The organism is Nocardia sp. NBC_01730, from assembly GCF_035920445.1.
Taxonomy (GTDB): Bacteria; Actinomycetota; Actinomycetes; order Mycobacteriales; family Mycobacteriaceae; genus Nocardia.
Genome location: NZ_CP109162.1, coordinates 8,335,828 through 8,360,241, shown reverse-complemented (window position 1 = coordinate 8,360,241; position 24,414 = coordinate 8,335,828). Strand labels below are relative to the sequence as shown.

Genomic DNA, 24,414 nt, shown 5'->3' with positions numbered 1-24,414 from the left:
ACGCCCTCGGGGCCGGCACGTCCGCGCGCGGGTCACCTGAGAGAGACCTGAGTACTACGCAGCGTAGACCAAACGAACGGGTCCTTCGTCGTCGGGTCGGATTCGACGCCCCGCCGATCACGCCGGGATATCCGTCAGCAGCGCATCCGCCCAGGACGCCGTGTGCGCGAAGCGCGGACCCGGTGTGTGCGGCATACTCGGACACGAGATTTCGTCCCCGCGCTCCGCTCCGTGAGCGCGTACACCGACTGCGAGAAACGAGGTTGCCGGCGCCGTGTGTGGACTGCTCGGGTTCCTGACATCTGACGAGGCAGCACCTGGCACGGTGGAGCAGGTCTACGAAGCCTTGCACTGCGTGCGCCACCGGGGCCCGGACGAGCGCGGCACCTGGCATGACGATCACCTGATCGTCGGCTTCAACCGCCTGTCGATCATCGACATCGAACACTCGCACCAGCCGCTTCGCTGGGGCCCGCCAGAGAACCCCGAGCGCTACGCGCTGACCTTCAACGGCGAGATCTACAACTACCTGGAGCTACGCACGGAGATCGCCGCCGCGCACGCCGACGAGTTTCCGGACGGCAAGATCTTCCAGACCGAGGGCGACAGCGAGGCGATCGTCGCGGCGTTCCACTACTGGGGTCCCGAAGCCGTGCGGCGGCTGCGCGGCATGTTCGCGTTCGCGATCTGGGACACCGAGACCGAGGAGCTGTTCCTCGCCCGCGACCCGTTCGGCATCAAACCGCTGTTCCTGGCCAGCGGGCCGGGCGGCACCGCGTTCGGCAGCGAGAAGAAGAGCCTGCTGCAGCTGCTGCCCGCACTGCAGCTGAGCGACGCGCTCGACCCGAGGGCGCTGGAGCACTACACGGTGCTGCAGTATGTGCCGGAGCCCGAAACGCTGCACAAGGACGTGCGCAGACTCGAATCGGGCAGCTACGCCACCGTGCGGCCGGGACAGGCGCCCACGATCACCCGGTACTTCGGCCCCGAGTTCCAGGTACGCCCCTTCGCCCCCGGCTCGGCCGCGGCGCGCTACCGCGAGATCGCCGAGGCGCTCGAGGATTCCGTGGCCAAGCACATGCGCGCGGATGTCACGGTCGGCTCGTTCCTGTCCGGCGGCATCGACTCCACCGCGGTCGCCGCGCTCGCCATGCGGCACAACCCGAAGCTGATCACCTTCACCACCGGATTCGAGCGCGAGGGCTACTCCGAGGTCGACGTGGCAGCGGAGAGCGCGGAGGCGATCGGCGCGCGCCACGTCGTCAAGGTGGTCTCCCCCGCCGAGTTCGCGGCGGCCATTCCCGAAATCGTCTGGTACCTCGACGATCCAGTGGCCGACCCAGCGCTGGTGCCGCTGTACTTCGTGGCCAAGGAGGCCCGCAAACACGTCAAGGTGGTGCTCTCCGGCGAAGGTGCCGACGAGTTGTTCGGCGGATACACCATCTACCGGGAACCTTTGTCGCTGAAGCCCTTCGAGAAGTTGCCCGGCGGACTGCGCAGACTGGCGGGCAAACTGTCGGATCGCATTCCGGAGGGCACCAGAGGCAAGAGCTTGCTGCACCGCGGCTCGCTCACCCTGGAGGAGCGCTACTACGGCAACGCGCGCAGCTTCAACGACGCCCAGTTGCGTGCGGTGCTGCGCGAATTCCGGCCCGAGTGGACCCACCAGGACGTCACCGCTCGGCTGTACGCCCAGTCGCGCGGCTGGGATCCGGTGACGCGCATGCAACACCTGGACCTGTTCACCTGGCTGCGCGGCGACATCCTGGTCAAGGCGGACAAGATGACCATGGCCAACTCGCTGGAGCTGCGCGTGCCGTTCCTGGACGCCGAGGTGCTGAAGGTGGCCGAGGGGCTGGCGTTCGACCAGAAGATCACCAAGGAGACCACCAAGTACGCGCTGCGCCGAGCACTGGAGGGCATCGTGCCCCCGCACGTGCTGCATCGCGCAAAGTTGGGCTTCCCGGTCCCGCTGCGGCACTGGCTGCGCGGCACCGAGCTCTACGACTGGGCCCAGCAGCAGGTCGCCGAATCCCAAACCGACCACCTGTTGAACAAGAGCGCGATCAGCGACATGCTCGTCGCGCACCGGGCCGGTACCTCCGATCACAGCCGCAGGCTGTGGACGCTGCTGGTCTTCATGGTGTGGCACGGCATCTTCGTCGAGGACCGGATCAAGCCGGAGATCCAGGAGCCGGCATACCCGATTTCGCTGTAGCTGGCTGTTCCGCCTCTCCGGGTTTTTAGGCCGTACTGGTCGGGTGGCGGGGGATTCGCGTTCAGGTCCTGCGTTGGGTGCCGCTCGAGTTTTGGGTGTGCCCGGTGAGTTACCCATGTTCATGCGAAATCAGTAGTTGCGTGTTTTCATGCGAAATCAGCAGTTGTGTGGCGCGCCGTACCGGTCAGGTGACCCGGGATCACATCAGGTCTTGCTGCACCCTCGAGCCATGGGGGGTGGCCCGCCGACATCAGCGGGGAACCCCAGGATCCCCGGCGCAACAAGTGATTTCGTGAGCACATGGGTAACTCCATGTACTCGCATCGAACCAGCGTGCGATGAGTGTGGTTGTCAAGAGTTGGCAGTGTTGGGTGTCGTTGGTTCCGTGAGCCTCTGAGCTGCGGATACGTAGACGGGCGTTGTTGTACCAGTCGTACCATTCCATCAGCGCGTACTCGACCTCGGATAGTGTCTTGAACGGGCCGTGTCGGCGCACGACCGAAGGGATCGGTTTGGATCGCGCTGTTTTCTATGTCGCCGACGATGGTGTGGTGGAGCGCTCGACCACGTCACCAGGCAACTCTTCCGGATCCTGACTTCAGCTCACCCAAAGCCCAGTCCGGCTTGACAAATATAGAAGCATCCCGGCGAGTCCGGAGATGATGTCTCCCGACACTCCGATAACGGGGATTCAGTCGGAGATACCGGTCTTTCCGTTCGCGCAACGCGGCCCACTGCCATTCGGCGTTGTCCCACAGGCAGTTTCACATTTATGGACCGACACAGCCACCGTGCTTCCAAAACCGCAGCCCAGTATTCGAAAATCGGGCCTCCGTCAAGTCTATTGTTCGGGCTTTTCCGCGATCCAGGCGACGATCTGGGTGCGGGAGGTGAATCCGAGTTTGGTGAGGATGTGTTCTACGTGGCCTTGGGCGGTGCGTTGGGATATCACGAGTTTTGCGGCGATCTGCTTGTTGGTGAGGCCTTGGGCGATGAGGTCGGCGACCTGCGACTCACGCTTGGTCAATGCCGCGGACGGGCCCGGCGCGTGCGTTGTGTCGGTGAGTTGCTCTTCGAGTGCGTAGGCGACCGCGGCGTCCACCGCCATCGCCTGCCCCCGCCGGAAGGCCGTATCGAATCCGCGTGCGCCGAGGCTGGAGCGCGCCATCCGGACACATTCTTCGTGACAACGCAATCGGTCCGGGAAGACACCCACAGCAGTACCGGTCGAGCGCCATAGCTCCGCAGCGGTTCCCATCAGAACGGCCGCGCGTTCGGTGTTATCGGTGTCGACGGTCCAGGCCAGCGCCTCGAGACTCAACACGGCGACGACTGGGCTATATACCCGTCTGTTGACTCGGAGCGCATTCTTCAGCAGCTCGATTGCGCGGTGCCGCTCACCTTGCCGCCATGCGGCAATCCCCATATAGCACAGCACGAGAGACCGGAAGAACGATTCGCCGCACGTTTCAGTGATGGAAAGTACTTGCCGGTGATACTCGATCGCCTTGGCTGGATCACCGCCTAGTTCGTGCGCCACCCCGAGCAAGGTCAAAGCACTAACATGCAGCCATCCTTCCTGATTCGACTTGAAAACCTCGACGGCACGGTCGAGGGAGGCGGACGCGTGAGCGAACTCACCACTGAAGATCGCCAGGGTGCCATCGGCGGCGGTGACGAGCGCGTTACTCATTGGGGTCGGAGCCTGTTCGGCGAGCACGCGCCCCTGCGCCAGCAGGGCGGTCGCCGACTGAAGATCGCTCTGGACCGCCGCCATGACGGTGCCGGCATGAATCGCTTTGATGCGGGCGGGTATCGATTGTGCTCGAGGGTGGGCGAGGACGCGGTCGATCCAGCGTCGTCCTTCGCCGTACAGGCCTCGGAAGGTCCAGTACACGAATAGTGCTGTTGCGGTGCGCAGTCCCGCTTCGGCCGCGTCCTCGGTGTCCTCGGATAGGCAGTATTCCAGCGCGTCGCGCAGGTTCGGCTGGTCGCGCTCGAGCCTTGCGATCCAGTAGGGCTGCCGGTCGCTGATCCCCTCGGCCTCCGCGTCCAGCACGAGTTGCTGATACCAGTCACGGTGACGCCGCCGCAGCTGCGGGTATTCGCCGGCCGCGTGCAGTTTCTGCCTGCCGTAGTCGCGGACCGTCTCGAGTAGCCGGAACCGCACGGCTGTATCGGATTCCTGTCGGATCAGGATCGACTTGTCCACCAGCGAGGCCAGCGCATCGAGCGGGCTGTCCGGTGACAGGTCGGTACCGCATATCTGTTCGGCGGCTTCGAGTTCGAAGCTGCCGGCGAACACCGACAGCCGGGCCCAGAGCCGCTGTTCGACTGGGGTGCACAAATCGTGGCTCCAGTCGATACACCACCGCAGTGTCTGCTGCCGCGTCGGCGCGTCGCGGCTGCTTCGGGTCAGCAACGCGTACCGATCGGTGAGCCGCGCCAGAATCTGCTCGGGCGACATCATCCGCATCCGCGCCGCCGCTAACTCGATCGCCAGCGGCAACCCATCCAGCCGGGCGCAGATGCGGGCCACGGCGGCCTTGTTGTCCTGCGACAGTACGAAGCCTGGCAGCACCGCCGCGGCGCGGTCGGCAAACAAGGTCACCGCGTCGTACTTGGGCAGCCCCCGCATGGAGGGCTCGCGGTCGGAATCGGGCACAGGAAGCGGCGACACCCGCAGCACCGCCTCCCCAGCGATATCCAGCGGCTCGCGACTGGTGACCAGGATCTGCAGATCAGGACAGGTCCGCAACCACGTCTCGACCAGCCTCGCTACGGCCGCCACCACCTGCTCGCAGTTGTCCAACACCAGCAGCGACTCCCGCGAGGACAGGAACTCGACCAGAACCTCCTGCAACGGTCGCGCTGACTCGTCGCGCAAACCCACGGTGGCCGCCACCACATCGACCAGCAGCGACGGGTCCGACACATCGGCCAACTCGACCAACCACACCCGCTCAGCCAAGCCGCGCATCGTCGCCGCGACCCGCAACCCGAGCCGGGTCTTTCCGACCCCTCCGATGCCGGTCAACGTCACCAACCGTGATGAGGCCAGCAGATTCTTCACCTCCGACACCTCGGTGCGGCGATCGACAAAGCTGGTCAACTCCAACGGCAGAGCGCCGCCGCCACCGCGAACGACCACCCGCGCCGACGGCGGGCGCCACCCTCGCGGGGGTGGCTTCCGGTCTGGGTGCTCCGGGACCGGTTCGGCATGCAACGCCATCTCATCGACCTGGAAGCCGAGGCGGCGTTGCACCTGCCGGATCGCTTCCCCCAGCTCCGCCGCGGACGGCCGTTCGCGGGGGTCGCGGCTCATCGCTGATGCCACCACCGCGGACACGACTTCGGCGATGCCGCTGTCGCGCAGGTCCGGCACCGGTTGGGTGGTGATCCGCAAGAACTGGGTCACCACGTTCTCCCCGCTGCGCCGTTCGAAGGCGGCATGCCCGGTCAGGGCGCAGAACAGGGTGGCACCCAGCCCGTAGACATCCGCGGCCGCGGTGGGAACCTCGCCCTCGAGTACCTCCGGTGCCGTGAACGCCGGGGATCCGGTCAGGGTGCCCGCGGCCGTCTGGAACCCGCCCGTGATGCGCGCGATCCCGAAGTCGGTCAACGCCGGCTCGCCGTAATCGGTGAGCAGAATGTTTCCCGGCTTCACATCCCGATGCACGATGCCACGGCGATGCGCGCTCTCCAGCGCACCGGCGATCTTCACCCCGACCCACAACACGGCCTCCGCCGGCAGGCGCCCCTGCTCCCGGATCCGGGCATCCAGGGAATCCAACGGGTGGTACGGCATCACCAGATAGGGCTGGCCGCTCGCGGTGGCACCCGCCTGCAGCACCGTGACGATGTTCGGATGCCCGGTCAGCCGGCCCATCGCCCGCTGCTCTCGAAGAAACCGGGCCTGATTTTCCTCGTCCAGCTCGGCGGTCAACACCTTCACCGCCACCGTCCGGTCCAGCGCGACCTGCGTGCAGCGATACACGACACCGAAACCCCCGCGCCCGATCTCCACGGCGTCCTCGAACCCGGCCACGTCCAGCTCCGTCGTAACCGGCGTGATCACATCACGCTGGGTCCGAAGCGGATCGGTATCAGCCACGTGCTAACCGCCAACCATTCCCCAATACCAGGCCATATACGCTCACCTCTCGACAATGCTCAGTGTATCGCCGAAGAACGTGCACGGCGGCCGTCCGCGCATCCCCGCTAGCCCATGGCTAGCCCAGATATTTCGTGCGGCTGAGATGCTGGTCTGATCGGGTTCGGGTTGGTGTTTTGCGGCCGTTCCGGCCGCAAAATGGTGTGACGGTGTGGCCCGTTCAGCGGGTTGGCTGCCGGGTTCCAGGGGCCCGGGAGTGGTTGCCCTTTCGGTCTTCGGGGTGGGTTTACGCTGGTCAGCCTGGTTGCAGGCGGGCCAGGGCGGTGAGGATCAGGTCGGTGTGAGGCCAGTGGGCGGAGAATCGGAGGTAGGTTCTGCGGGCGTGGCGTGCGATGCGGGCCGCGGCGGAGAACAGGCGCATGCGCAGCCGTTTGGGTTCCCAGCGGCGCGCTTCGTGATCAGCAAGCGCGAGCATCTGCATCCAGGCGGTGAGTTCTGTTGCCAGGCAGACGATCTCGATCCAGATCCGATTCTGGTCGAAGCCTTGCAGCGGCAGGTTGGTCAGCCCGGTGTCCTTCGCGGTGCGGATGCGGTCTTCACAGCGGGCGCGGCGGCGGTGGCGCAGCTCCAGGTCCGGGAGCTGACCGGTGCGGGCGTTGGTGGTGAACGCGGTCAACCGCAGACCGTCGCGGTCGGTGGACCGCAGTTGCGCGCCGGGGTGCGGGCGCTCTTTGCGCACGATGACCCGCATGCCGGGCGGCCAGTCGGTGAGATCGATCAGGCCGGTCAGCTCGGCCACCCACGCGCCGTCACGGACTTTGCCGTCGGCGTCGTATGCCTCGGCCCAGGCATCTATGGGGATGAGATCGACTGCGGCGGCGGTGGTTTCGGTGAGCGAGAAGCCAACCGAGTACTGCAGATGCCGGGCAGTGAGGTAGTCGAGGAATTCGTGGGTGCCGCCGCCGGAGTCGGTGCGCACCAGCACTTTCCGGCCGACTCGGTAGCCGGGCTGCCATGGCAGCTGCTGCAGAGCCGCAGCCAGCACTTGCTTGTGGTCGGCCGCGGTGTTGCTGCCGGCGTTTCCTGGTCGCAGATCCGTGATCAGCGGTTCACCGGTGCCGGACGGGCCATAGTCGGCCCACGAACCGAGCGGATGATGACCGAAGCTCTTCTTGAACGTCGGTGCAGCGTGTTCTTTCTCGGAGTGGGCGATCGCCAGGGTCGCGTCCAGGTCGATGATCAGTGGATGCTCAGCGTCGATCCCGTGATCGGGAGCGCGGTCACCGGCACGATCCCACGCCGCGGCGCGGGCGGACGCTCGCGCGGATCTGATGGCCGCCAATGCTTCGGCGCTTCGACGGCCAGCCTGGCGATCGCGCGCGACACGGTCGGATCCGATGCCACCAGCCCGGACACGCCCGGCTCGGCACGCAGCATGCCGATATCGGCCAGGCAATCACCGCCGAGTGCGACCGCGACCGCCAGATCCAGCACAACCTTGCCCGGATCGTGCACCGACCCCGGCTTGCGCCACGGCGCCAACGCTTGCGACAAACCGCTGGTCAACCCAACCATTTCGGCGGTGCGCAGCAGCAATACCGCTCCCGCCTGCGACACGACATGCGAACCCGACCCGTCCGCGGCCAGCCGCGGATACAGCGACGTAGACTTCCCCACCGAAAGGGTGCTCCTCGAATCTGTGCGAATTCCGACTTCAGCAATCAGAATTCTCCCAGTTCAGAGCACCCTTTCTTCTTCGCGACACGCGATACTCAGTCACCTCCGATGAAAGCCCCGGGTTAATGGCCTGGCGATGCAGGCAGACCTTGAATCCCGCCCGGCGAGGAGCATTTCTGTCGGCACCCAATGGCGATACGCATCGATGCCGTCATCACCGGAGATGTGGCACGAGTCGCGCCTCGGCAGAGCAGCATCGAGGACTGCTGCGTTGAATGGACGCTGCTGCGATGTCGTCGACTGTCCGTGCCGGGCTCTACCGACTCTGGTGGTCGGTATCGAGGATCCGGTGTCGCGGCCACGGCTGGATGTCGTGCGGCTTCGGCCCTGCGACGATGCGGTTACGGGTCTCGCCCAACAATTCGACTGTGGTGACCACCTCGTCGCCGGGCTGTAGCGGTGGGTGGAAATCTGCTCCGTGGCGGCCCCACAGTTCGGCGAGACAGCCGCCCTGGCAGGTGCCCGAACCGAGCAGATCACCCGGTCGGATCCAGGTGCCGCGCGAGGCGTAGGCCGCCAGCGCCGGGAAGCTCCATGCCATGTTGTCCAGGGAATCCTCGCCGAGTAGTTCGCCATTGACGAAAACCTGCATGCGCAGGTTGTAAGACGGGCCGGACTGGCGGTCGAGTAGTTCGTCGGCGGTGACGAACAAGCTGCCAAGCGCGGTCGCGGTGTCCTTGCCCTTGGCCGGGCCCAGCCGCAACCGCATCTCGTGGAACTGCACGTCGCGAGCGGAGAAGTCGTTGAGGATCACGAACCCGGCAATGTGGTCTCGGGCCTCCTCGACGGACAAATCCCGTCCAGCGCGGCCGACCACTGCGGCTACTTCGAGCTCGTAATCGAATCGCGAGCAGTTCGGCGGGATCGGCACCTGGTCGTACGGCCCCACCACGGCATAGGGATTGGAGAAGTAGAAGGTCGGAATCTCCCAGAACTCCGGCGGGATTCCGGCCGCCGGATCGGTCGTCTTCACAATGCCCGCAGTGTGCTCAGGGAAGGTGGAGAAGTCCCGGATCGTCGGCGGTGCCAGCGGTGCCAGCAACTGGGCGGCGGTCAGCGCCGTCACCGAAGTCCTTGTGTGCAGGGCCTTTTCAGCCAGATCGGTCAACAGACCAGCCTCGGCGAGCAGGTGCGGTAAGTGTCGGTCGGTCGGTAGGTCGACCAACACCTGAGCATCGTCGAGGACGGCCAACTGCGGACCGTTCGCAGTCCGGTGCCGGGCGAATCTCATGTCGAGCTCCTTTGTCGGGTCCGTCACCATGCCGTCGAGTAACGATCGGCCTAGCGCAGTCGCCGGAGAGACATCTCGTCGGCGCACGCGGAACTCACTGTGACGGCGGCATCACGATCTAGGAAATCAATACTTCGTATCTGCGGAATCCACATGATTTATGTCCTGAGCCCGGCTGCCGCGCGGTCGACGACATCACGCAGGTAGCGGTGTTCGGGATCGTCGTCGTGGATCGGATGCCACCACATCGCCTCCAGCAGCGGACCGGCCGCAAACGGGCACGGCAGCGAACGCACCCCTAAGTCCTGCGGAATCGTTTCGGCGAGCAGCCGTTGAAACAGTGCAACCCGCTTTGTCCCGGCGATGAGAACCGGCACCGTCAGGAAGGTTTCGGTGACGACCTGCACGTGCGGCTCGATGCCGAGCATGCGCATCTGCCGCGCCGCCGGTGTCGAGGCGGTCGTCCCGTGATAGGTGAGCACCCAGGGCATGGTCTGCAGTTGCCCAACCGTCAGTTCCGCGCCCACGTCGTCGTTGTCGGCGGACACGAGACAGACCCACTCGTCGGAGTAGACGTCGCGATACGACAACCCCTCCAGGAATCCGTGTGGCATCAGCAGCAGATCGGTGTTGACCAACACTTGGTCGACCATGTCGATCTGCCGCGGCGTGTTGGCGGTCAGCCGCAGCCGGCAGCCGGGCGCCTCCGCGGCAAGCAGCGCCGCGATCTGTGCGCCGAGGACGACGATGCTGTAATCGCTGACGACCATCGAAAACTCTCGGGTCGCTGCGGCCGGGTCGAAGACGGGATCAGCTGCGAAGACCCGTTCGACCCCGGACAGGGCAACCCGAACGCGCTCCGCGAGCTGTGCCGCGAGCGGCGTGAGCCGATATTGGTTGCCGACCCGGGTGAGCAGTTCGTCGTGGAAGTGCCTGCGCAATCGTGCCAGCTGGGCTGAGACTGCGGGCTGACTCAGCCCGACCTGGTCTGCTGCCCGGGTGACGCTGCGTTGCTGCAACAACGCATCCAAGGTCACCAGCAGGTTCAGGTCCAGCCGCGCGAGATTCACCGGTCCAGCATATCCAAGGCATTTATATCGGGCATCATCAATTTCGTCTTCCCTGATGGCGGCGGACTGGTCGAGAGTGGTCTACGTCTCAAGGAGGAGCTGACGTGACCCACCGATCCTCGTCTCCGTTGTCGTTGGACCGATCCGATCCCGAAGGCGCTATCGCCGCGGCCGCAGAGCGTTGCTCGAATTGGGGTAGATGGGGTGCCGACGACGTGCTCGGCACCCTGAACTTTTTGGATGAGAACAAGCGCCGCGAAGGCGCCGCCCTCGTCCGCCGCGGAGCCAGCTTCTCGCTGGCCCAGCGGTTCGACGCCGACGGTCCGCAGAAAGGCTGGCGGCGGCGCACCAATCCGGTGCACACGATGCTCGATACCGGCCTGGACGCCGAGCGCGGCGCCCAGGGCTTCCCGCACGGCATCGGTGGCGCCGACGATGTGATCTTCATGCCGCTGCAGGCGTCTACGCAGTGGGACGGGCTCGGGCACATCTTCGACCACGGGCTGGCATACAACGGCCGCCGCGCCGGGGACGTGGTCACCAGCGAAGGCGACCAGGTCACCGGTATCGAGACCACGGCCGGGCTGATCGCGGGGCGCGGTGTGCTGCTCGACCTCGGCCGGGCGATCGGCGAGAACGGCGAACTGCCGGACGGATTTGCCATCACCACCGAGCACCTGGAAGCCACCATCTCCGTTCAAGGCTCCGCCGCGCAGGTGGGTCGCGGAGATCTGGTGCTGGTGCGTACCGGTCGGCTGGCCCGGGCGCGCCGGGAAGGGTGGGGAGACTACGCGGGCGGCGCCTCCCCCGGCTTGTCGTTCACCACCGCGGACTGGCTGCACGGCACCGAGATCGCCGGAATCGCCACCGACACCTGGGGGTTCGAGGTGCGGCCGAATGAATTCGAGCATGCTTTCCAGCCGCTGCACCAGGTGGTCATCCCGCACATCGGGCTTTTCCTCGGCGAGATGTGGGACCTCGAGGCATTGGCCGCCGACTGTGCTGCCGACGGCGTCTACGAGTTCTGGCTGACTGCCGCTCCGCTGCCGGTAACCGGTGCCGTCGGCGCGCCGGTCGCGCCCATTGCTGTCAAGTAAATCCCTTCTCGGACAAAGGAGTCCCAGTGACTGCCGTACACAACGTCCTGGTCGTCGGCGGCGGCCTCGCCGGGACGGCGGCCGCGATCGCGCTCGCCGACGGCGGTGTCGCGGTCGAACTGATCGAGGCCAATCCTGGCATCGCCGCCATTGGATCCGGAATCACTCTGCAGGGCAACGCTTTACGCGAGCTTCGGAAGCTCGGCGTGTGGGATCGGGTTCGCCCGGAAGGGTACGGCTTCGACAGCCTCGGGCTGCGGGCGCCCGACGCCGCGGGGATGTTGCTGGTCGAGATGCCCGACATCCGCACCGGCGGCCCGGACCTGCCCGCTACCCTGGGGATGCCCCGACCGGTGTTGGCCAGGATCCTGCACGAGCGAGCGGCCGAGCTGGGTGTCACGACCCGATTCGGTATCACTGCAACAGCATTCGAGCACCGAGACGCCGGAGTCGACGTCGTCTTCTCCGACCGCTCGACACTCCGATTCGACCTCGTCGTCGGCGCCGACGGCATCCGATCGGCCACCCGGCGGATGCTCGGGATCGACCTCCCAACCCGCGACACCGGCATGGCGATCTGGCGTGCATTCGGACCGCGCCCGGACTCGGTGACCCGCACTGACCTGTTCTATGGTGGGCCGTCCTACATCGCCGGATACACGCCCACCGGGGAAAATTCGCTCTACGCATTCATTGTCGAGAAGGCCCGGGACCGTGCCGAACTCAGCCCCGCGCAGCAGCTGGCGAGGATGCGCGAGCTCGCCGCCGCCTACCACGGACCGTGGGACGACATTTTGCGCACGCTCGATGATCCCAGCCGTGTGCACTACACCCGGTTCGAGACGCACGTGCTACCGCCGCCATGGCATCGCGGACGTGTCGTGCTCATCGGCGATGCCGCCCACTGTTGTCCTCCGACGCTGGCCCAGGGCGGCGCGCAGGCATTCGAGGACGCGGCGGTGCTCGCCGAACTGCTGCTCGCGGCCGAGGCCGTCGACGACCGGCTGTGGAGCACCTACACCGCTCGCCGCTTCGTTCGGGCGAAGGCCGTCGTCGACGCCTCCAACCAGCTCGGCCAATGGCTGCTCGACCACGAGCGGGGCGATGTGCCCGGCCTCATCGCCGGTGTCACCGCACTGGTCGCCCAGCCGACCTGATCCACCCGAAGGGACTCTCACCATGACCGATCACCTCATCACCCACCTCCGCCACGTTGATCTCGCCGTCCCGGACCTCGCTCGCCAGCGGAGCTTCTTCACCGAGGCTTGGGGACTTACCGCCGAGCACTCCGACACCGGCATCGCTTTCCTCGCCGCGGAGGGCTCGCCCGAGCAGTACGTGGTGCGGCTGCGGCAGGCGGTCGACAAACGCATCGATCTGATCGCCTTCGGCGCCGCGACGGCTGCCGACGTCGACGCCCTCGCCGCCCGTCTGGCGATCGACGGCGTCCAACTCGTCAGCGAGCCCGGCACTCTGCAGAGTCCTGGCGGCGGATACGGCTTCCGCTTCTTCGACAACGAGGGCCGCACCATCGAGATCAGCGCCGACGTCGCGATCCGGAAACATCGGGAAATCGAAGCGGGTGAATCGATTCCGGTGCGGCTGTCGCATGTGGTCGTCAACTCGCCGAAGCCCGAGGCGACCCGTGCCTTCTACGAACGCCACCTCGGCTTCCGCCTGTCCGACGTGCTCATGCATCCGCGCATGGGCGAAATGATGTGGTTCATGCGGATCAACGCCTGGCATCACAGCCTGGCCATCGCCCGCGGCCCCCACCCATCGCTGCACCACGCCTCATTCGAGATGCGCGGGCTCGACGAATACATGCGCGGCACCGGCAGACTGCTGCGCGCCGGCGTCGAGAAGATCTGGGGACCTGGCCGACACCTGGCCGGCAACAACACCTTCAGCTACTTCCTCGACCCACACGGCAACACCGTCGAATACACCACCGAACTCGAGCTCATCGACGAGGACACCTGGCATCCCCACCTGTACGACTTCTCCCAGCCGGAAGTCTCCGACCAGTGGGGCACCGCCAACGCAATGAACGAATTCGTCGCGCAGCGCTCGTTCAACGACCCCGACAAGGGGTTGTTCGTCGCCCCGCCGGTGTAGTACGGCGGTCTTCATCGAGAAGTATTCGCATCCAAGGAGATTCAACGATGAACACCGGCACCGGCGATCCCCGGTCCCTGGCCTCGTCGCCGCGTCCCCGCCCGCGGTACGCCGGCATTTGCCACCCGCCTGGTACCTGCCGTCCAGTGGCCGCGCCAGGTCGCTCGGCGGGTGCAGATGCTCCGGCTGCCGACACAACAGGGCGCCACCGATGAACGAGGGACGCGTGGACGGGAAGGTCGTGGTCGTCACCGGCGCCGGCCGTGGCCAAGGCGCGGCAGCGGCACGTTTGCTGCATGACGAGGGCGCCCGGGTCGTGGCCATCGATCGCACCGAGGAACCTGCCGAAGACTTGCCGGGTATCGACTACCGGCGTCTCGATGTCACCGATGCCCGCGGCTGGTCGACGCTGACCGCCGATCTCGGGCAGCGGTACGGTCGGGTCGACGGTCTGGTCGCCAACGCGGGCATCACCTGGCGTGCCCGGCTGACCGAACTCGACCCGGCCGACCTGACTCGGGTCCATGAGGTCAACGTCCACGGCACGCTGCTGGCGATCCAAGCCGTCACTCCACTGCTGCCCGTCGGCGGCTCGATCGTCGTCATCGGTTCGGCCGCCGCACTGACCGGGCACTTCCCGGTGGCGTACACCACCAGCAAATGGGCACTGCGCGGGTTGGCGAAAACCGCCTGCCTGGAACTCGGTCCCCGCGGAATCCGGGTCAACACCGTACATCCCGGCTACATCGATACCCCGATGACCGCATCGGCGGAACCGGCTTTCCGCGCGGCGAACATCGCCGAGACACCGCTCGGCCGCACCGGCACCGTCGCCGAGGTGGCCCGGCTGGTGGTGTTCCTGATCAGCGACGACGCCTCGTTCATCTCCGGTGCCGAGATACCCGTCGACGGCGGGATGACCGCACACGGCGGCGTCAAGTCCATCAGCGACGCACTGTGGGAGCACCGATGACCCGACCGACTCGCCAGAAAGACCGCGCTCATCGCCGACACCACGGGCAGGCAGGCACACAGGCAGGCACTGCTGATCGACGCCGAAGGCACCAACTGGATCATCCCCAGCATGATCCGCGTCCCGGCCATCGAGAACGAATTGCCCACTCTGACCACCCGATGTGCTCCATCGCTGTGCATATCCAGCCCGGCCGGGGCAGCACTCCAGACAAACTCGCCAGCTGCACCCTATTCCTGGCGAGTGGCGAGGACTCTTACGTCACCGAGTCAACGTGGTGGCCGACGGCGGCTGGTCGGACGAACCTCCTGGCGCACGCCGACGCCTCACGAACCAACACCTCAACAACCGATTTCCCCAACGGATAAGGACCACCGATGTTCGAATACTTCCCCGGAAATTACGTCTGGAACCTCAGCGTCGCCGCCACCCTCAACAGCGGCGGCCTCATCGACGAGGTCGACCGCGCCTGCCGCCCGATCCGTGACGCGGCGACCCGCGGCGAGGACGCCGGCACCGGTGACTTCCTGCAGGCATGGACCGCGCTGACCGACACACTGGTGCACCAGGCCGAGGCCGCCGAGAAAGCCGGCCACACACGCACCGCCGGACAGCTGTACCGGCGTGCCACCAACTACCTCTGCCAGGCCGAACGCATGCAAAGCGCATCATCGCTGCACCGACTCGACACCTACCGCCGAGTCCTCGAATTACAGCAGAAGGCATTCGACAACATCGACCCGCGCACCAGCCGCGTGACGATCCCGTTCGAGAACACGACGCTGCCCGCCTATTTCACCAAAGCTCCCGCTGCGGACCGCGACCCAGCCCCGGTGCTGATCATGTGGAACGGCCTGGACAGCACGAAAGAACACATCTACGCCTCCGGCATTTCCGACGAACTGGCCGCCCGCGGGATCTCCACCCTCATGGTCGACACCCCCGGCAGCGGCGAGGCTCTCCGGCTCGGCGGGCTCACCGCACGCATCGCCACCGAAGGCTGGGCGACCGCATGCGTGGACTACCTCGAGACACGCGACGACGTCGATACCGCCCGCATCGGTCTGGTCGGCTGGTCACTCGGCGGCTACTACGCCCCGCGCGCGGCCGCCTTCGAGAAACGGCTCGCCTTGGTCGTCGCTTGGGGCGCCAACCACAACTGGGGCGCCGTGCAGCGCCGCCGTCTCGAACGCGAAGGCGAGCGGCCGGTGCCGCATTACTGGGAGCACGTGCTGTGGGTATGGGGCTACGACGACCTCGACAGCTTCATCGCCTACGCCGACGACGTACACCTCGACGGTGTCGTCGAGCAGATCACTGTGCCGTTCTTGATCTGCCACGGCAGCAATGACCGCCAGATCCCGCTCGAATACGCCCATCGCTCCTACGACCAAGCCGTCAACAGCCCCAAGCGCGAACTGCGGATCTTCACCCCCGAGGAAGGCGGTGTCGAGCATATCGGCCTCGACCATTTCCCCTACGTCCGCGACTTCGTCGCCGACTGGGTCACCGACACCTTCGCCGAACTGGACGCCGCCACCCGCTGAGGCGCGGGGCCGGAGGACCTGTCAGAGGACATCTGGAAACTGGGTAACCGGTCGGCGTGTAATGCCTGATATGTGGAGGGACTCCCGGTACGACTGAGGTTTCCATACCAAGAAGTCACCACCGAAAGCCCCTTGTCAGTGTTGCTCACCTGCTCGTGCTCGTCGTGCCCGACCAACGGCGAGTCGCCGGATTGCCCGTTCTACCCGTCTTCGTCGCTAACCGACCCCGAGTGGGAACTGCCGGAGCCTCTGCTGCCGCCGCCGGGCAACACCGGCGGCAAGGGCGGTCGCCCGGAAAAGTGGCACCGGCGGCTGGTCTGTGACGCGATATCCAGGATCGGGACGCCGCACACCGGCTGCTGGCCGCCGTGGCCGCTCGCTTCGCCACCATCTCGCTGGTGTTCGCCGACGGCGGCTACGTCGGGCGGCTCGTCGAGTGGGCGAAATCCGGCGGATATGCTGTTAGGGGGCACATTGGTAACTCATCGGGTACACCCAAAATTCGAGCAGCACCACACGCAGGACCTGAACGCGAATCCGGCACCACCTGACCGGTACGGCCTGAAAACCCGTTAGAGCAGCGGCTTGATGTCCGCGGCGGCCTCGGGGCCGTAGGCGGCAGTCAGGCGCTCGAGCGCGGTTTCCTTGTTCAGCGTCCACTCCTGGGTGCCCATGGTCTCCAGCACGAGCACAGCGATCAGCGAGCCGAGCTGGGCGGAACGCTCCAAGCTCAGCCCGGCCGTGTGGCCGGTGAGGAAGCCCGCGCGGAACGCGTCACCGACGCCGGTCGGCTCCACCCTCTCGATCTCGGGAACCACGCCGACGGTCACCTCTGTGCCGTCGCGGTCGACGATCCGCACGCCGTCCGCGCCGAGCGTGGTGACGCGGATGCCGACCTTCTTCGCGACCTCTTCCTCACTCAGGCCGGTCTTCTGCAGCAGCAGCGCCCACTCGTACTTGTTGGTGAACAGGTACGCGGCACCGTCGATCAGCTGCACGGACTGGTCGCCGTCGAGGCGGGCCAGCTGCTGGGAGGGGTCGGCGGCGAACGGGATGCCGAGTTCGCGGCACTCGGCGGTGTGCCGCAGCATCGCCTCGGGATCGTTCGCACCGATCAGGACGAGGCCGAGCTTCCGCGTCTCGGCCAGCTGAGCGATGGAAACGTCGCGCGCCTCACTCATCGCGCCGGGGTAGAACGACGCGAGCTGAGCCATGTCGTCGTCGGTGGTGCAGACGAAACGGGCGGTGTGCGCCCGGTCGGAGACCAGGACACCGGAGCAGTCGACACCGTGCGATTCCAGCCAGGCGCGGTACTCGGCGAAGTCGGCGCCGACGGCGCCCACCAGCAGGGGCGTGCGGTTCAGCAAACCCATGGCGTAGGCGATGTTTCCACCGACGCCTCCGCGGCGGATCTGCAGATCATCGACAAGGAAGCTCAGCGACACGTGGTCGAGCTGATCTGCCAGCAGTACGTCGGCGAACCGTCCGGGAAAACGCATGAGGTGGTCGGTCGCAATGGACGCGGAAACGGCGATGGACACGTGGCTGAGCCCTTCAAAAGTAGGCGGCAGGCGGGTCTTGGACCGGGACGACGCGAGTCCCGGTCTCACCGTAGCCTGTTCCGCCTCTCCGGGTATTCAGGCCGTACTAGTCGGGTGACGCAGGATTTGCGTTCAGGTCCTGCGTCGGGTGCCGCTTCGGTTCTGGGCGTTCCCGGCGAGTTACCCATGTTCTTACGAGATCAGTCGTCACGAAATCAGTCGTCCCGTTCGGACTTGCTCATCGCGCGACTGGGCGGGAAAGCTCAGTTGAAGGAGTCGCCGCAGGCGCAGGAGCCGGTGGCGTTTGGGTTGTCGATGGTGAAACCCTGCTTCTCGATGGTGTCGACGAAGTCGATCGAGGCGCCCTGCACATAGGGAGCACTCATCCGGTCGACGGCCAGCGTCACGCCGCCGAAATCGACGATCAGGTCACCGTCCAGCGAGCGGTCGTCGAAGAACAGCTGGTAGCGCAGGCCGGCACAACCACCCGGCTGCACCGCGATCCGCAGCGCCAGGTCGTCGCGACCCTCCTGATCGAGCAGCGCCTTCGCCTTCGCAGCGGCGGCGTCGGTCAGAGTCACACCGTGGGTGGTGGCGGTCTCGTTCTGCACAGTCATGAACTCTCCTCGAGGAACCCTTGGTCAACCCGTGGCAGCGCACGGGTCGTGTTGGTCAACACCACTCGGCAGGCGGCTATTCCTCCATCTTGCCACCACCCGGCCCGCCGCGGCAGGCGACCTCCGTGACTGCGCACACTCCCGGCGAATCGGACCGCGTTTCACGCCGCATCGTCGATCGAATAGCCTGGTCGCTGTGAAATTGTTCCGTCGTGGCGAGTCCAGCACCACCGACGCGACCGCCGAATCGACGGCGGTCGTGGATGGCGGCTCGGCCGCGGGTTCCACCCGGACGGCGGCCCCAGCCACCGCGGGCAAGGGCCGTCCCACCCCGAAACGCCGTGACGCACAAGGCAAGCGCCGCGGCCCAGTAGCCCCCGCTCCACTCACCGCGAAGGAGGCCCGCGCCCGGCGCAAGGCCACCCGCGGCAGCAGGCAGGAGCGCAAGGCGGCGTCAGCCGAACGGCGCGCGGCCGCCCAGGATCGGCGGGCGCGCATGCTCGCGGGCGAAGACAAGTACCTGCTGCCGCGCGACCAGGGGCCGGTGCGAGCGTTCGTCCGCGACATCGTGGACGCCCGTCGCAACCTGGTCGGCCTGTTCATGCCGATGGCGTTGGTGCTGATCCTGTCGATGTTCGTCGCGCCCGCGCTGCAGACCATCGTGACACTGGCCATGCTGGTGATGATGGCATTCATGATCGCGGAGGGCGTCCTGCTCGGCCGGATCGTGAACAACCGGGTCAGGGAGCGTTTCCCGGATAGCACCGACACCGGATACCGGCTCGGCTGGTACGCCTTCGTCCGCGCCTCCCAGATCCGCAAGATGCGTGCTCCGAAGCCGCGGGTCGGCCCCGGCGACAGTGTTTAATTTGCAGCGCCTTCGGCGCTGCGTGTTCGCGGCCCCTTGATGGCTCGTGTCCGAGCGACCGCCGCTGGCGACTTCGTCGCGGACGCGGCGGCCACTCGGACACGAGCCGGGCCGCGAACATGGAATGCTTGGTCTCGCTGCGCTCGGAAGCGGGAGTCAGCCGATGTGGTTGCGGTAGGAGGCGAGCGCTAGTTGTGGCCTCGCCTGCGGCGCTGCGTGTCGGCGCCCTGCTGGTGGAGGGCGTCTGGGCGACTGCTGCTGGTGACTTCGTCGCGGGCGCGTCGACTGCTCGGACGCGAGCGGACAATGCTCGGTCTCGATGACACGCAAATAGCGAATGGTGCCCCACTGTCGTCTGGCGCGGGCGGACTCGTTGCTACATGCTGGGCCATTGCCGTTCGGTCGCGGTGGTCAGCGGTGGGCGTTACGGCCGAGCATGGCGGCCAGCTCGGCCCGCATGCGCTGAGCGTCGCGGTCGACGACGTCGGATGAGCCTGCCCGGCCGGTGCCGTACCCGACCAGCGCCGCGAAGGCCACGATGACCGCGAGAAAAACAAGGAAAGTAGTCATGGCAGTAATTTTGCGCTCAGTGATTTACCGCCGATAGTGGCTGCACTGACATTGTTCGTAAAAATTCGGCCAGTAGACTGCCCGCATGCTGTCGAAGGTCGCCGTGGTGCTGTCCCAGCGGATGGCTATGTTCGAGTTCGGGGTCATCTGTGAGGTTTTCGGCCTCGACCGGACCGCGGACGGATTGCCCGGCTTCGACTTCCGGGTCTGCGGGGCCGAGCCGGGCACCCCGCTGCACTCGACCAGTCCTGGGATAACTGTCACACCGGAGTACGGGCTCGCGGAGCTGGCGGCGGCCGACCTGGTCGCGATCCCGGCCGCCGCGACGGTCCCGGAATTCGATCCACGTGTTGTCGGGGCGGTCCGTGACGCGGCAGCGGCCGGCGCGACCGTGCTCACCGTCTGCTCCGGAGCCTTCCTGGCTGGTGCGGCCGGGCTGCTCAACGGCCGCAAATGCACCACGCACTGGCGTTACGTCGAGAAACTGGCCGCCGAGTACCCCGAGGCCACCGTCGATCCCGACGTCCTGTACGTCGACGAAGGCAACCTGATCACCAGCGCGGGCACCGCGGCGGGCATCGACGCCTGCCTGCATCTGGTGCGGCGCGAACTCGGCAGCAGCGTCGCCAACGCGATCGCGCGGCGCATGGTGGTGCCGCCCCAGCGCGACGGCGGACAGCGTCAGTTCATCGAACGCCCGGTCGCCGCCTGCACCTCCGACAGCCTCATCCCGACCCTGGAGTGGATGAACGAACACCTCGACCTGCCACACACCATCGAGGAACTTGCCACCCGCTCCGCTATGTCCACCCGTACCTTCGCCCGCCGCTTCACTGCCGAAACCGGAACCACCCCGGTGAAATGGCTCACCAACCAGCGCGTGCTGCTGGCCAAGCAACTCCTCGAGGAAACCGACCTCGGCCTGGAACGCATCGCCGCCCGCTCCGGCTTCGGCTCCGGCGCCCTCCTGCGCCACCACTTCCAACGCCTCGTCGGCATCGCCCCCACCGAATATCGCCGCCGCTTCGGCGGGAACCCGGACGCGGGGCAGAAGACGTCGGCGTAGTCGTCGCGCGGTGCGGGATAGCCGTCGAGTGGTGGACGGCACGCAGCGAGGGCGACGGTCGACATATCGCGGATGGATGGCTCGGCGCCCGCCGATTGATACGGTGCACCGGTGCCGCACAGTCCCTCCTCCGCATCCGCGCATCGCATACTCATTCTCGGCGGCGCGCGATCCGGCAAGTCGGTGTTTGCGGAGGAGCTCGCAGCCAACGCCGGCGGCCCGGTCCGCTATCTCGCCACCGCGGTGCCCGATCCCGCGGACCGCGATTTCGCCGAGCGGATCGCCAAGCACCGCAGCCGTCGGCCCGGAAGCTGGTCGACCGTCGAAAGCACCGACCCGGCAACGGTTCTCACCGAACCGACGGTGCCATCGAACCTGCCGGATGTCACTCTCATCGATGACATCGGCACGTGGCTCACCGCCCGCATCGACGCACGTGAGGCGTGGGACGCACCGCGCGGCACGATCTCCTCCGACACAGACGCCCTGGTCGCGGCCGTCGCCGCCTACCCATTCCACCTCGTGATCGTGACTCCGGAGGTCGGCATGGGCGTTATCCCGGCGACCCGCTCGGGCCGTTTGTTCCGCGACGAAATCGGCTCTCTCAACCAGCGCCTGGCCCAGGTCTGCGACGAGGCGTACTTCGTCGTCGCGGGCCTACCCCTGCGCTTGAAGTAGCGCGGTCCCGCGGCAGGTGTGTAGAAGCCTCCGACGGAGGGCCGACAGGGAGCCGGGAATGGCAAGATTGGGCTGCGTAGTCGGCGGGAACCGCCACGACCGGAAAGGCTCGACAGTGACTCACGGATTTGGACCGGTAGCGCCCCCGGACACACGGTTTCGTGTGGCCGCCGAGCAGCGGCAGGCGCAGCTGACCAAACCCGGTGGGGCGCTCGGCCGGTTGGAGGAACTCGGCAACTGGGTGGCGTCGTGCCAGGGTGCTTGCCCACCGAAGCAGTTCGAGCGCGCCCGGGTCGTGGTGTTCGCCGGGGACCACGGTGTCGCACGGCACGGGGTTTCGGCGTACCCGAGCGAGGTCACCGCGCAGATGGTCGCGAACTTTCTCGGTGGCGGCGCAGCGGTGAACACCCTCGCGGCGGTGGCAGGAGCGACGGTCCGGGTCGCGGACATCTCCGTCGACGCCGACACCGACCCGCAGGTGTCGAAGCACAAGGTATGCCGTTCCAGCGGTGCGATCGACCGCGAGGACGCGCTCACCGCCGAGGAGATCCAGGCGGCGCTCGCCGCGGGCCGCGCCATCGCCGACGAGGAGATCGACACGGGTGCCGACCTGCTGATCGCGGGCGACATGGGCATCGGCAACACCACCCCCGCCACTGTGCTCGTCGCTACCCTCACCGACACCGAACCCGTCGCCGCCACCGGGCGCGGCACCGGCGTCGACGACGCGGGCTGGGCTCGCAAGGTCGCCGCCATCCGCGACGCGATGCGCCGCGCCCGTCCGGTCGTGAAGGACCCGGTCGAACTCCTCCGTATCGCCGCGGGCGCCGACTTCGCCGCGATGGCCGCCTTCCTCGCTCAGGCCGCTGCCCGGCGCACCCCGGTCATACTCGACGGCGTAGTCGTCACGGCCGCGGCGATGGTCGCCGAAGACCTCGCAGCAGGCGCGAGGGCTTGGTGGCTGGCAGGCCATCGATCGACCGAACCGGCCCACGCCCTCGCACTGAAACATCTGCGCCTCGACCCCCTACTCGACCTGAACCTGCGCCTCGGCGAAGGTTCCGGCGCCCTCACCGCCCTTCCGGTCCTGCGTTCGGCAGTCGCGATCCTCGCCGAGATGTCCACCTTCGCCGACGCCGGAGTCAGCACCGCCGACGCCGCCGAACCGGCAAGCACCACACTGGACCTGCGCAAGTGAACCGTTCTCGGCCCACTGGGACGCAACCGCGGGACACCGTCACCGCCGGCCACGCTTCCTCGGCAACAACGCCGCACCGCCGCCACACCTGGTCGCGTCCGGTCACCGCCTACTCGACCTGCTGGACGCTCGGCCAGACCAATGCGGCGCCCCCGCGCCCTGACACACGATTGCAGCCGATCCCGAAACGGGTCTTTGTCGGCAAGCGCGAGGCCGCGGGCTGCAGAGGAGGTTGTTCGGCATGACCGGAGTATTACTGGCGATCTCGTGGCTGACCGTGCTGCCCGTGCCTGGGCCGGATGACGTCGATCGGGCGATGGTGGGGCGCGCGATCGGAGCGGCGCCGGTCGTCGGTGCGCTGCTCGGCGCGGGGGCCGCGGGGCTGCTGTGGCTGCTGACCTGGGACGGTGCGACTGCTCCGCTGGCCGGTCTGCTGGTGGTCGGCGCGTTGGCGTTGGCCACCCGGGGCATGCATCTGGACGGGCTCGCCGACACCATGGACGGGCTCGGCAGCTACGGTCCGCCCGAGCGGGCCAGGCAGATCATGAAGAGCGGCGGCGCAGGGCCGTTCGGCGTCGCGGGGATCGTGTTCACCATCGGAATACAAGCGTTCTCGTTCGCGGCTCTCGCCGACTCGGGCCGGTGGCTCGCGGTAGCCCTCGCGGTCACGACCGGCCGCGTGGTCGTAGTCATCGCCTGCCGGGGCATCGCTGCCGCCCCAGGCACCAGCTTCGGCGTCCTCGTCGCGGGCACCCAATCGACACTCACGGCCGCGTTCTGGACGGTCGCCTCCATCGCCCTCGCGGTGCTGGCGGTCCCCGGCCGCACCTGGCAGGGCCCCCTCGCCGTCCTGCTCGCCCTCGCCGCCTCGCTGGTCCTCGTGCTGCACTGCGCCCGTCGCTTCGGCGGACTTTCCGGCGACGTCCTCGGCGCCGCCCTGGAAACGTCGGTGGCCGTCGCCGCAGCGGTACTATCCCTCACCGTCTAGCCGGACGCACCGGAAATTTTCCGGCCGTGCCGCGCGGGATCGTCCGGGGCGAGCAATAAGGTGTGCGATATGTCTTCTGAGCGCGTGTACTTTCGCCAACTTTTGTCGGGACGCGACTACGCCGTTGGCGATCCGATCGCGACGCAGATGCGCAATTTCGCGTACCTGATCGGCGATCGGGAGACGGGCGAGTGCGTGGTGGTCGATCCGGCGTACGCGGCGGGCGACCTGGTGGATATCGCCGAAGGAGACGGTCTGCGGCTGACCGGGGTCCTCGCGACCCACCACCACCCCGACCATGTGGGCGGCACGATGCTCGGCTTCACCCTGCGGGGCGTGCGCGAGTTACTCGAAAGGGCAAGCGTCCCAGTGCATGTCAACGCCAAGGAGCTGCCGTGGGTAGCCAACGTCACCGGCATCGCCGAGAGCGAGCTGACCGGTCACGAGCACGGTGACAAGGTCACCGTCGGCGCTTTCGACATCGAGCTGTTACACACACCAGGACACACTCCGGGTAGCCAATGCTTCCTGTTCGACAACCGTCTGATCGCGGGCGACACCCTGTTCGTCGACGGATGCGGCCGCACCGATTTCCCCGGAGGCGACTCGGACGAAATGTTCCGCAGCCTGCGCTACCTCGCGGGACTCGCCGGCGACCCGGTGATCTACCCGGGTCACTGGTACTCGCAGGAACCGAACGCCGCGCTGTCCACTGTCCGGGACAACAACTACGTCATGCGCCCGCAGACCCTCGACCAGTGGCACATGCTCATGCCGGGCTGA

18 protein-coding genes and 1 pseudogene are annotated in these 24,414 nt (G+C 66.9%); 12 read left to right on the top strand and 7 right to left on the bottom strand.

Going from position 1 to position 24,414, the window contains the following annotated elements; all coding sequences use genetic code 11:
- Window positions 1-274: 274 nt before the first annotated feature.
- The gene (gene asnB / locus OHB12_RS34490; RefSeq protein ID WP_327114448.1) at window positions 275-2,218 is read left to right on the top strand and encodes an asparagine synthase (glutamine-hydrolyzing); all 1,944 of its coding nucleotides are present in this window, start codon (window positions 275-277) and stop codon (window positions 2,216-2,218) included.
- 841 nt (window positions 2,219-3,059) lie between these two features.
- On the opposite strand, the gene OHB12_RS34485 is transcribed toward asnB, so the two are convergent.
- From OHB12_RS34485 to OHB12_RS34470, 4 genes and pseudogenes are all read right to left on the bottom strand, one after another.
- Window positions 3,060-6,332, bottom strand: coding sequence for a protein kinase domain-containing protein (locus tag OHB12_RS34485; protein WP_327114446.1), 3,273 nt, complete (start codon window positions 6,330-6,332; stop codon window positions 3,060-3,062).
- Between the two features lie 295 nt (window positions 6,333-6,627).
- Window positions 6,628-8,009: pseudogene (locus OHB12_RS34480) on the bottom strand (IS1380 family transposase).
- 316 nt (window positions 8,010-8,325) lie between these two features.
- Entirely contained in the window at window positions 8,326-9,300 is a 975-nt protein-coding gene (locus OHB12_RS34475; protein ID WP_327114444.1) for a fumarylacetoacetate hydrolase family protein, read from the bottom strand.
- Between the two features lie 158 nt (window positions 9,301-9,458).
- Entirely contained in the window at window positions 9,459-10,370 is a 912-nt protein-coding gene (locus tag OHB12_RS34470; protein ID WP_327114442.1) for a LysR family transcriptional regulator, read from the bottom strand.
- 104 nt (window positions 10,371-10,474) lie between these two features.
- Between OHB12_RS34470 and OHB12_RS34465 the strand changes: the two genes are divergently transcribed.
- The 5 genes from OHB12_RS34465 (at window position 10,475) to OHB12_RS34445 (ending at window position 16,105) form a co-directional block, all read left to right on the top strand.
- Entirely contained in the window at window positions 10,475-11,467 is a 993-nt protein-coding gene (locus OHB12_RS34465) for a cyclase family protein (RefSeq protein WP_327114440.1), read from the top strand.
- Between the two features lie 26 nt (window positions 11,468-11,493).
- Complete coding sequence (locus OHB12_RS34460; RefSeq protein ID WP_327114438.1) at window positions 11,494-12,624, top strand: FAD-dependent monooxygenase; 1,131 nt, start codon at window positions 11,494-11,496, stop codon at window positions 12,622-12,624.
- A gap of 22 nt (window positions 12,625-12,646) precedes the next feature.
- On the top strand, window positions 12,647-13,585 hold the full coding sequence (locus tag OHB12_RS34455; RefSeq protein ID WP_327114436.1) for a VOC family protein: 939 nt from the start codon (window positions 12,647-12,649) through the stop codon (window positions 13,583-13,585).
- A gap of 211 nt (window positions 13,586-13,796) precedes the next feature.
- Window positions 13,797-14,558 (top strand): SDR family NAD(P)-dependent oxidoreductase, encoded by a 762-nt coding sequence (locus OHB12_RS34450; RefSeq protein ID WP_327114434.1) that lies wholly within the window; start codon window positions 13,797-13,799, stop codon window positions 14,556-14,558.
- A 377-nt stretch (window positions 14,559-14,935) separates the two neighbouring features.
- A complete protein-coding gene (locus tag OHB12_RS34445; RefSeq protein ID WP_327114432.1) occupies window positions 14,936-16,105 on the top strand; it encodes an alpha/beta hydrolase family protein in 1,170 nt (389 codons plus the stop codon).
- A 572-nt stretch (window positions 16,106-16,677) separates the two neighbouring features.
- Here OHB12_RS34445 and OHB12_RS34435 read toward each other — a convergent pair.
- Entirely contained in the window at window positions 16,678-17,646 is a 969-nt protein-coding gene (locus OHB12_RS34435) for a carbohydrate kinase family protein (RefSeq protein ID WP_327114430.1), read from the bottom strand.
- A 263-nt stretch (window positions 17,647-17,909) separates the two neighbouring features.
- Window positions 17,910-18,263 carry a HesB/IscA family protein gene (locus tag OHB12_RS34430; RefSeq protein WP_327114428.1) on the bottom strand — a complete coding sequence of 118 codons (354 nt, stop codon included), beginning with the start codon at window positions 18,261-18,263 and terminating at the stop codon, window positions 17,910-17,912.
- A 196-nt stretch (window positions 18,264-18,459) separates the two neighbouring features.
- Between OHB12_RS34430 and OHB12_RS34425 the strand changes: the two genes are divergently transcribed.
- On the top strand, window positions 18,460-19,131 hold the full coding sequence (locus tag OHB12_RS34425) for a DUF3043 domain-containing protein (protein ID WP_442799911.1): 672 nt from the start codon (window positions 18,460-18,462) through the stop codon (window positions 19,129-19,131).
- 411 nt (window positions 19,132-19,542) lie between these two features.
- Here OHB12_RS34425 and OHB12_RS34420 read toward each other — a convergent pair whose 3' ends face one another.
- Complete coding sequence (locus OHB12_RS34420) at window positions 19,543-19,701, bottom strand: hypothetical protein (protein ID WP_327114425.1); 159 nt, start codon at window positions 19,699-19,701, stop codon at window positions 19,543-19,545.
- An 85-nt stretch (window positions 19,702-19,786) separates the two neighbouring features.
- Between OHB12_RS34420 and OHB12_RS34415 the strand changes: the two genes are divergently transcribed.
- The 5 genes from OHB12_RS34415 (at window position 19,787) to OHB12_RS34395 (ending at window position 24,414) form a co-directional block, all read left to right on the top strand.
- A complete protein-coding gene (locus OHB12_RS34415) occupies window positions 19,787-20,767 on the top strand; it encodes a helix-turn-helix domain-containing protein (RefSeq protein WP_327114423.1) in 981 nt (326 codons plus the stop codon).
- 111 nt (window positions 20,768-20,878) lie between these two features.
- On the top strand, window positions 20,879-21,445 hold the full coding sequence (cobU, locus tag OHB12_RS34410; protein ID WP_327114421.1) for a bifunctional adenosylcobinamide kinase/adenosylcobinamide-phosphate guanylyltransferase: 567 nt from the start codon (window positions 20,879-20,881) through the stop codon (window positions 21,443-21,445).
- Between the two features lie 115 nt (window positions 21,446-21,560).
- On the top strand, window positions 21,561-22,643 hold the full coding sequence (gene cobT, locus OHB12_RS34405; RefSeq protein WP_327114419.1) for a nicotinate-nucleotide--dimethylbenzimidazole phosphoribosyltransferase: 1,083 nt from the start codon (window positions 21,561-21,563) through the stop codon (window positions 22,641-22,643).
- Between the two features lie 241 nt (window positions 22,644-22,884).
- Window positions 22,885-23,631 carry an adenosylcobinamide-GDP ribazoletransferase gene (locus OHB12_RS34400; RefSeq protein WP_327114417.1) on the top strand — a complete coding sequence of 249 codons (747 nt, stop codon included), beginning with the start codon at window positions 22,885-22,887 and terminating at the stop codon, window positions 23,629-23,631.
- Between the two features lie 69 nt (window positions 23,632-23,700).
- On the top strand, window positions 23,701-24,414 hold the full coding sequence (locus OHB12_RS34395) for an MBL fold metallo-hydrolase (RefSeq protein ID WP_327114415.1): 714 nt from the start codon (window positions 23,701-23,703) through the stop codon (window positions 24,412-24,414).

What these genes read in the sequence shown, in the direction of transcription:
- OHB12_RS34400 (WP_327114417.1), top strand. Translation starts at nt 22,885, where the DNA reads ATGACCGGAGTATTACTGGCGATCTCGTGGCTGACCGTGCTGCCCGTG.
- OHB12_RS34455 (WP_327114436.1), top strand. Translation starts at nt 12,647, where the DNA reads ATGACCGATCACCTCATCACCCACCTCCGCCACGTTGATCTCGCCGTC.
- OHB12_RS34395 (WP_327114415.1), top strand. Translation starts at nt 23,701, where the DNA reads ATGTCTTCTGAGCGCGTGTACTTTCGCCAACTTTTGTCGGGACGCGAC.
- OHB12_RS34445 (WP_327114432.1), top strand. Translation starts at nt 14,936, where the DNA reads ATGTTCGAATACTTCCCCGGAAATTACGTCTGGAACCTCAGCGTCGCC.
- OHB12_RS34475 (WP_327114444.1), bottom strand. Translation starts at nt 9,300, where the DNA reads ATGAGATTCGCCCGGCACCGGACTGCGAACGGTCCGCAGTTGGCCGTC.
- OHB12_RS34415 (WP_327114423.1), top strand. Translation starts at nt 19,787, where the DNA reads ATGCTGTCGAAGGTCGCCGTGGTGCTGTCCCAGCGGATGGCTATGTTC.
- OHB12_RS34450 (WP_327114434.1), top strand. Translation starts at nt 13,797, where the DNA reads ATGAACGAGGGACGCGTGGACGGGAAGGTCGTGGTCGTCACCGGCGCC.
- OHB12_RS34430 (WP_327114428.1), bottom strand. Translation starts at nt 18,263, where the DNA reads ATGACTGTGCAGAACGAGACCGCCACCACCCACGGTGTGACTCTGACC.
- OHB12_RS34420 (WP_327114425.1), bottom strand. Translation starts at nt 19,701, where the DNA reads ATGACTACTTTCCTTGTTTTTCTCGCGGTCATCGTGGCCTTCGCGGCG.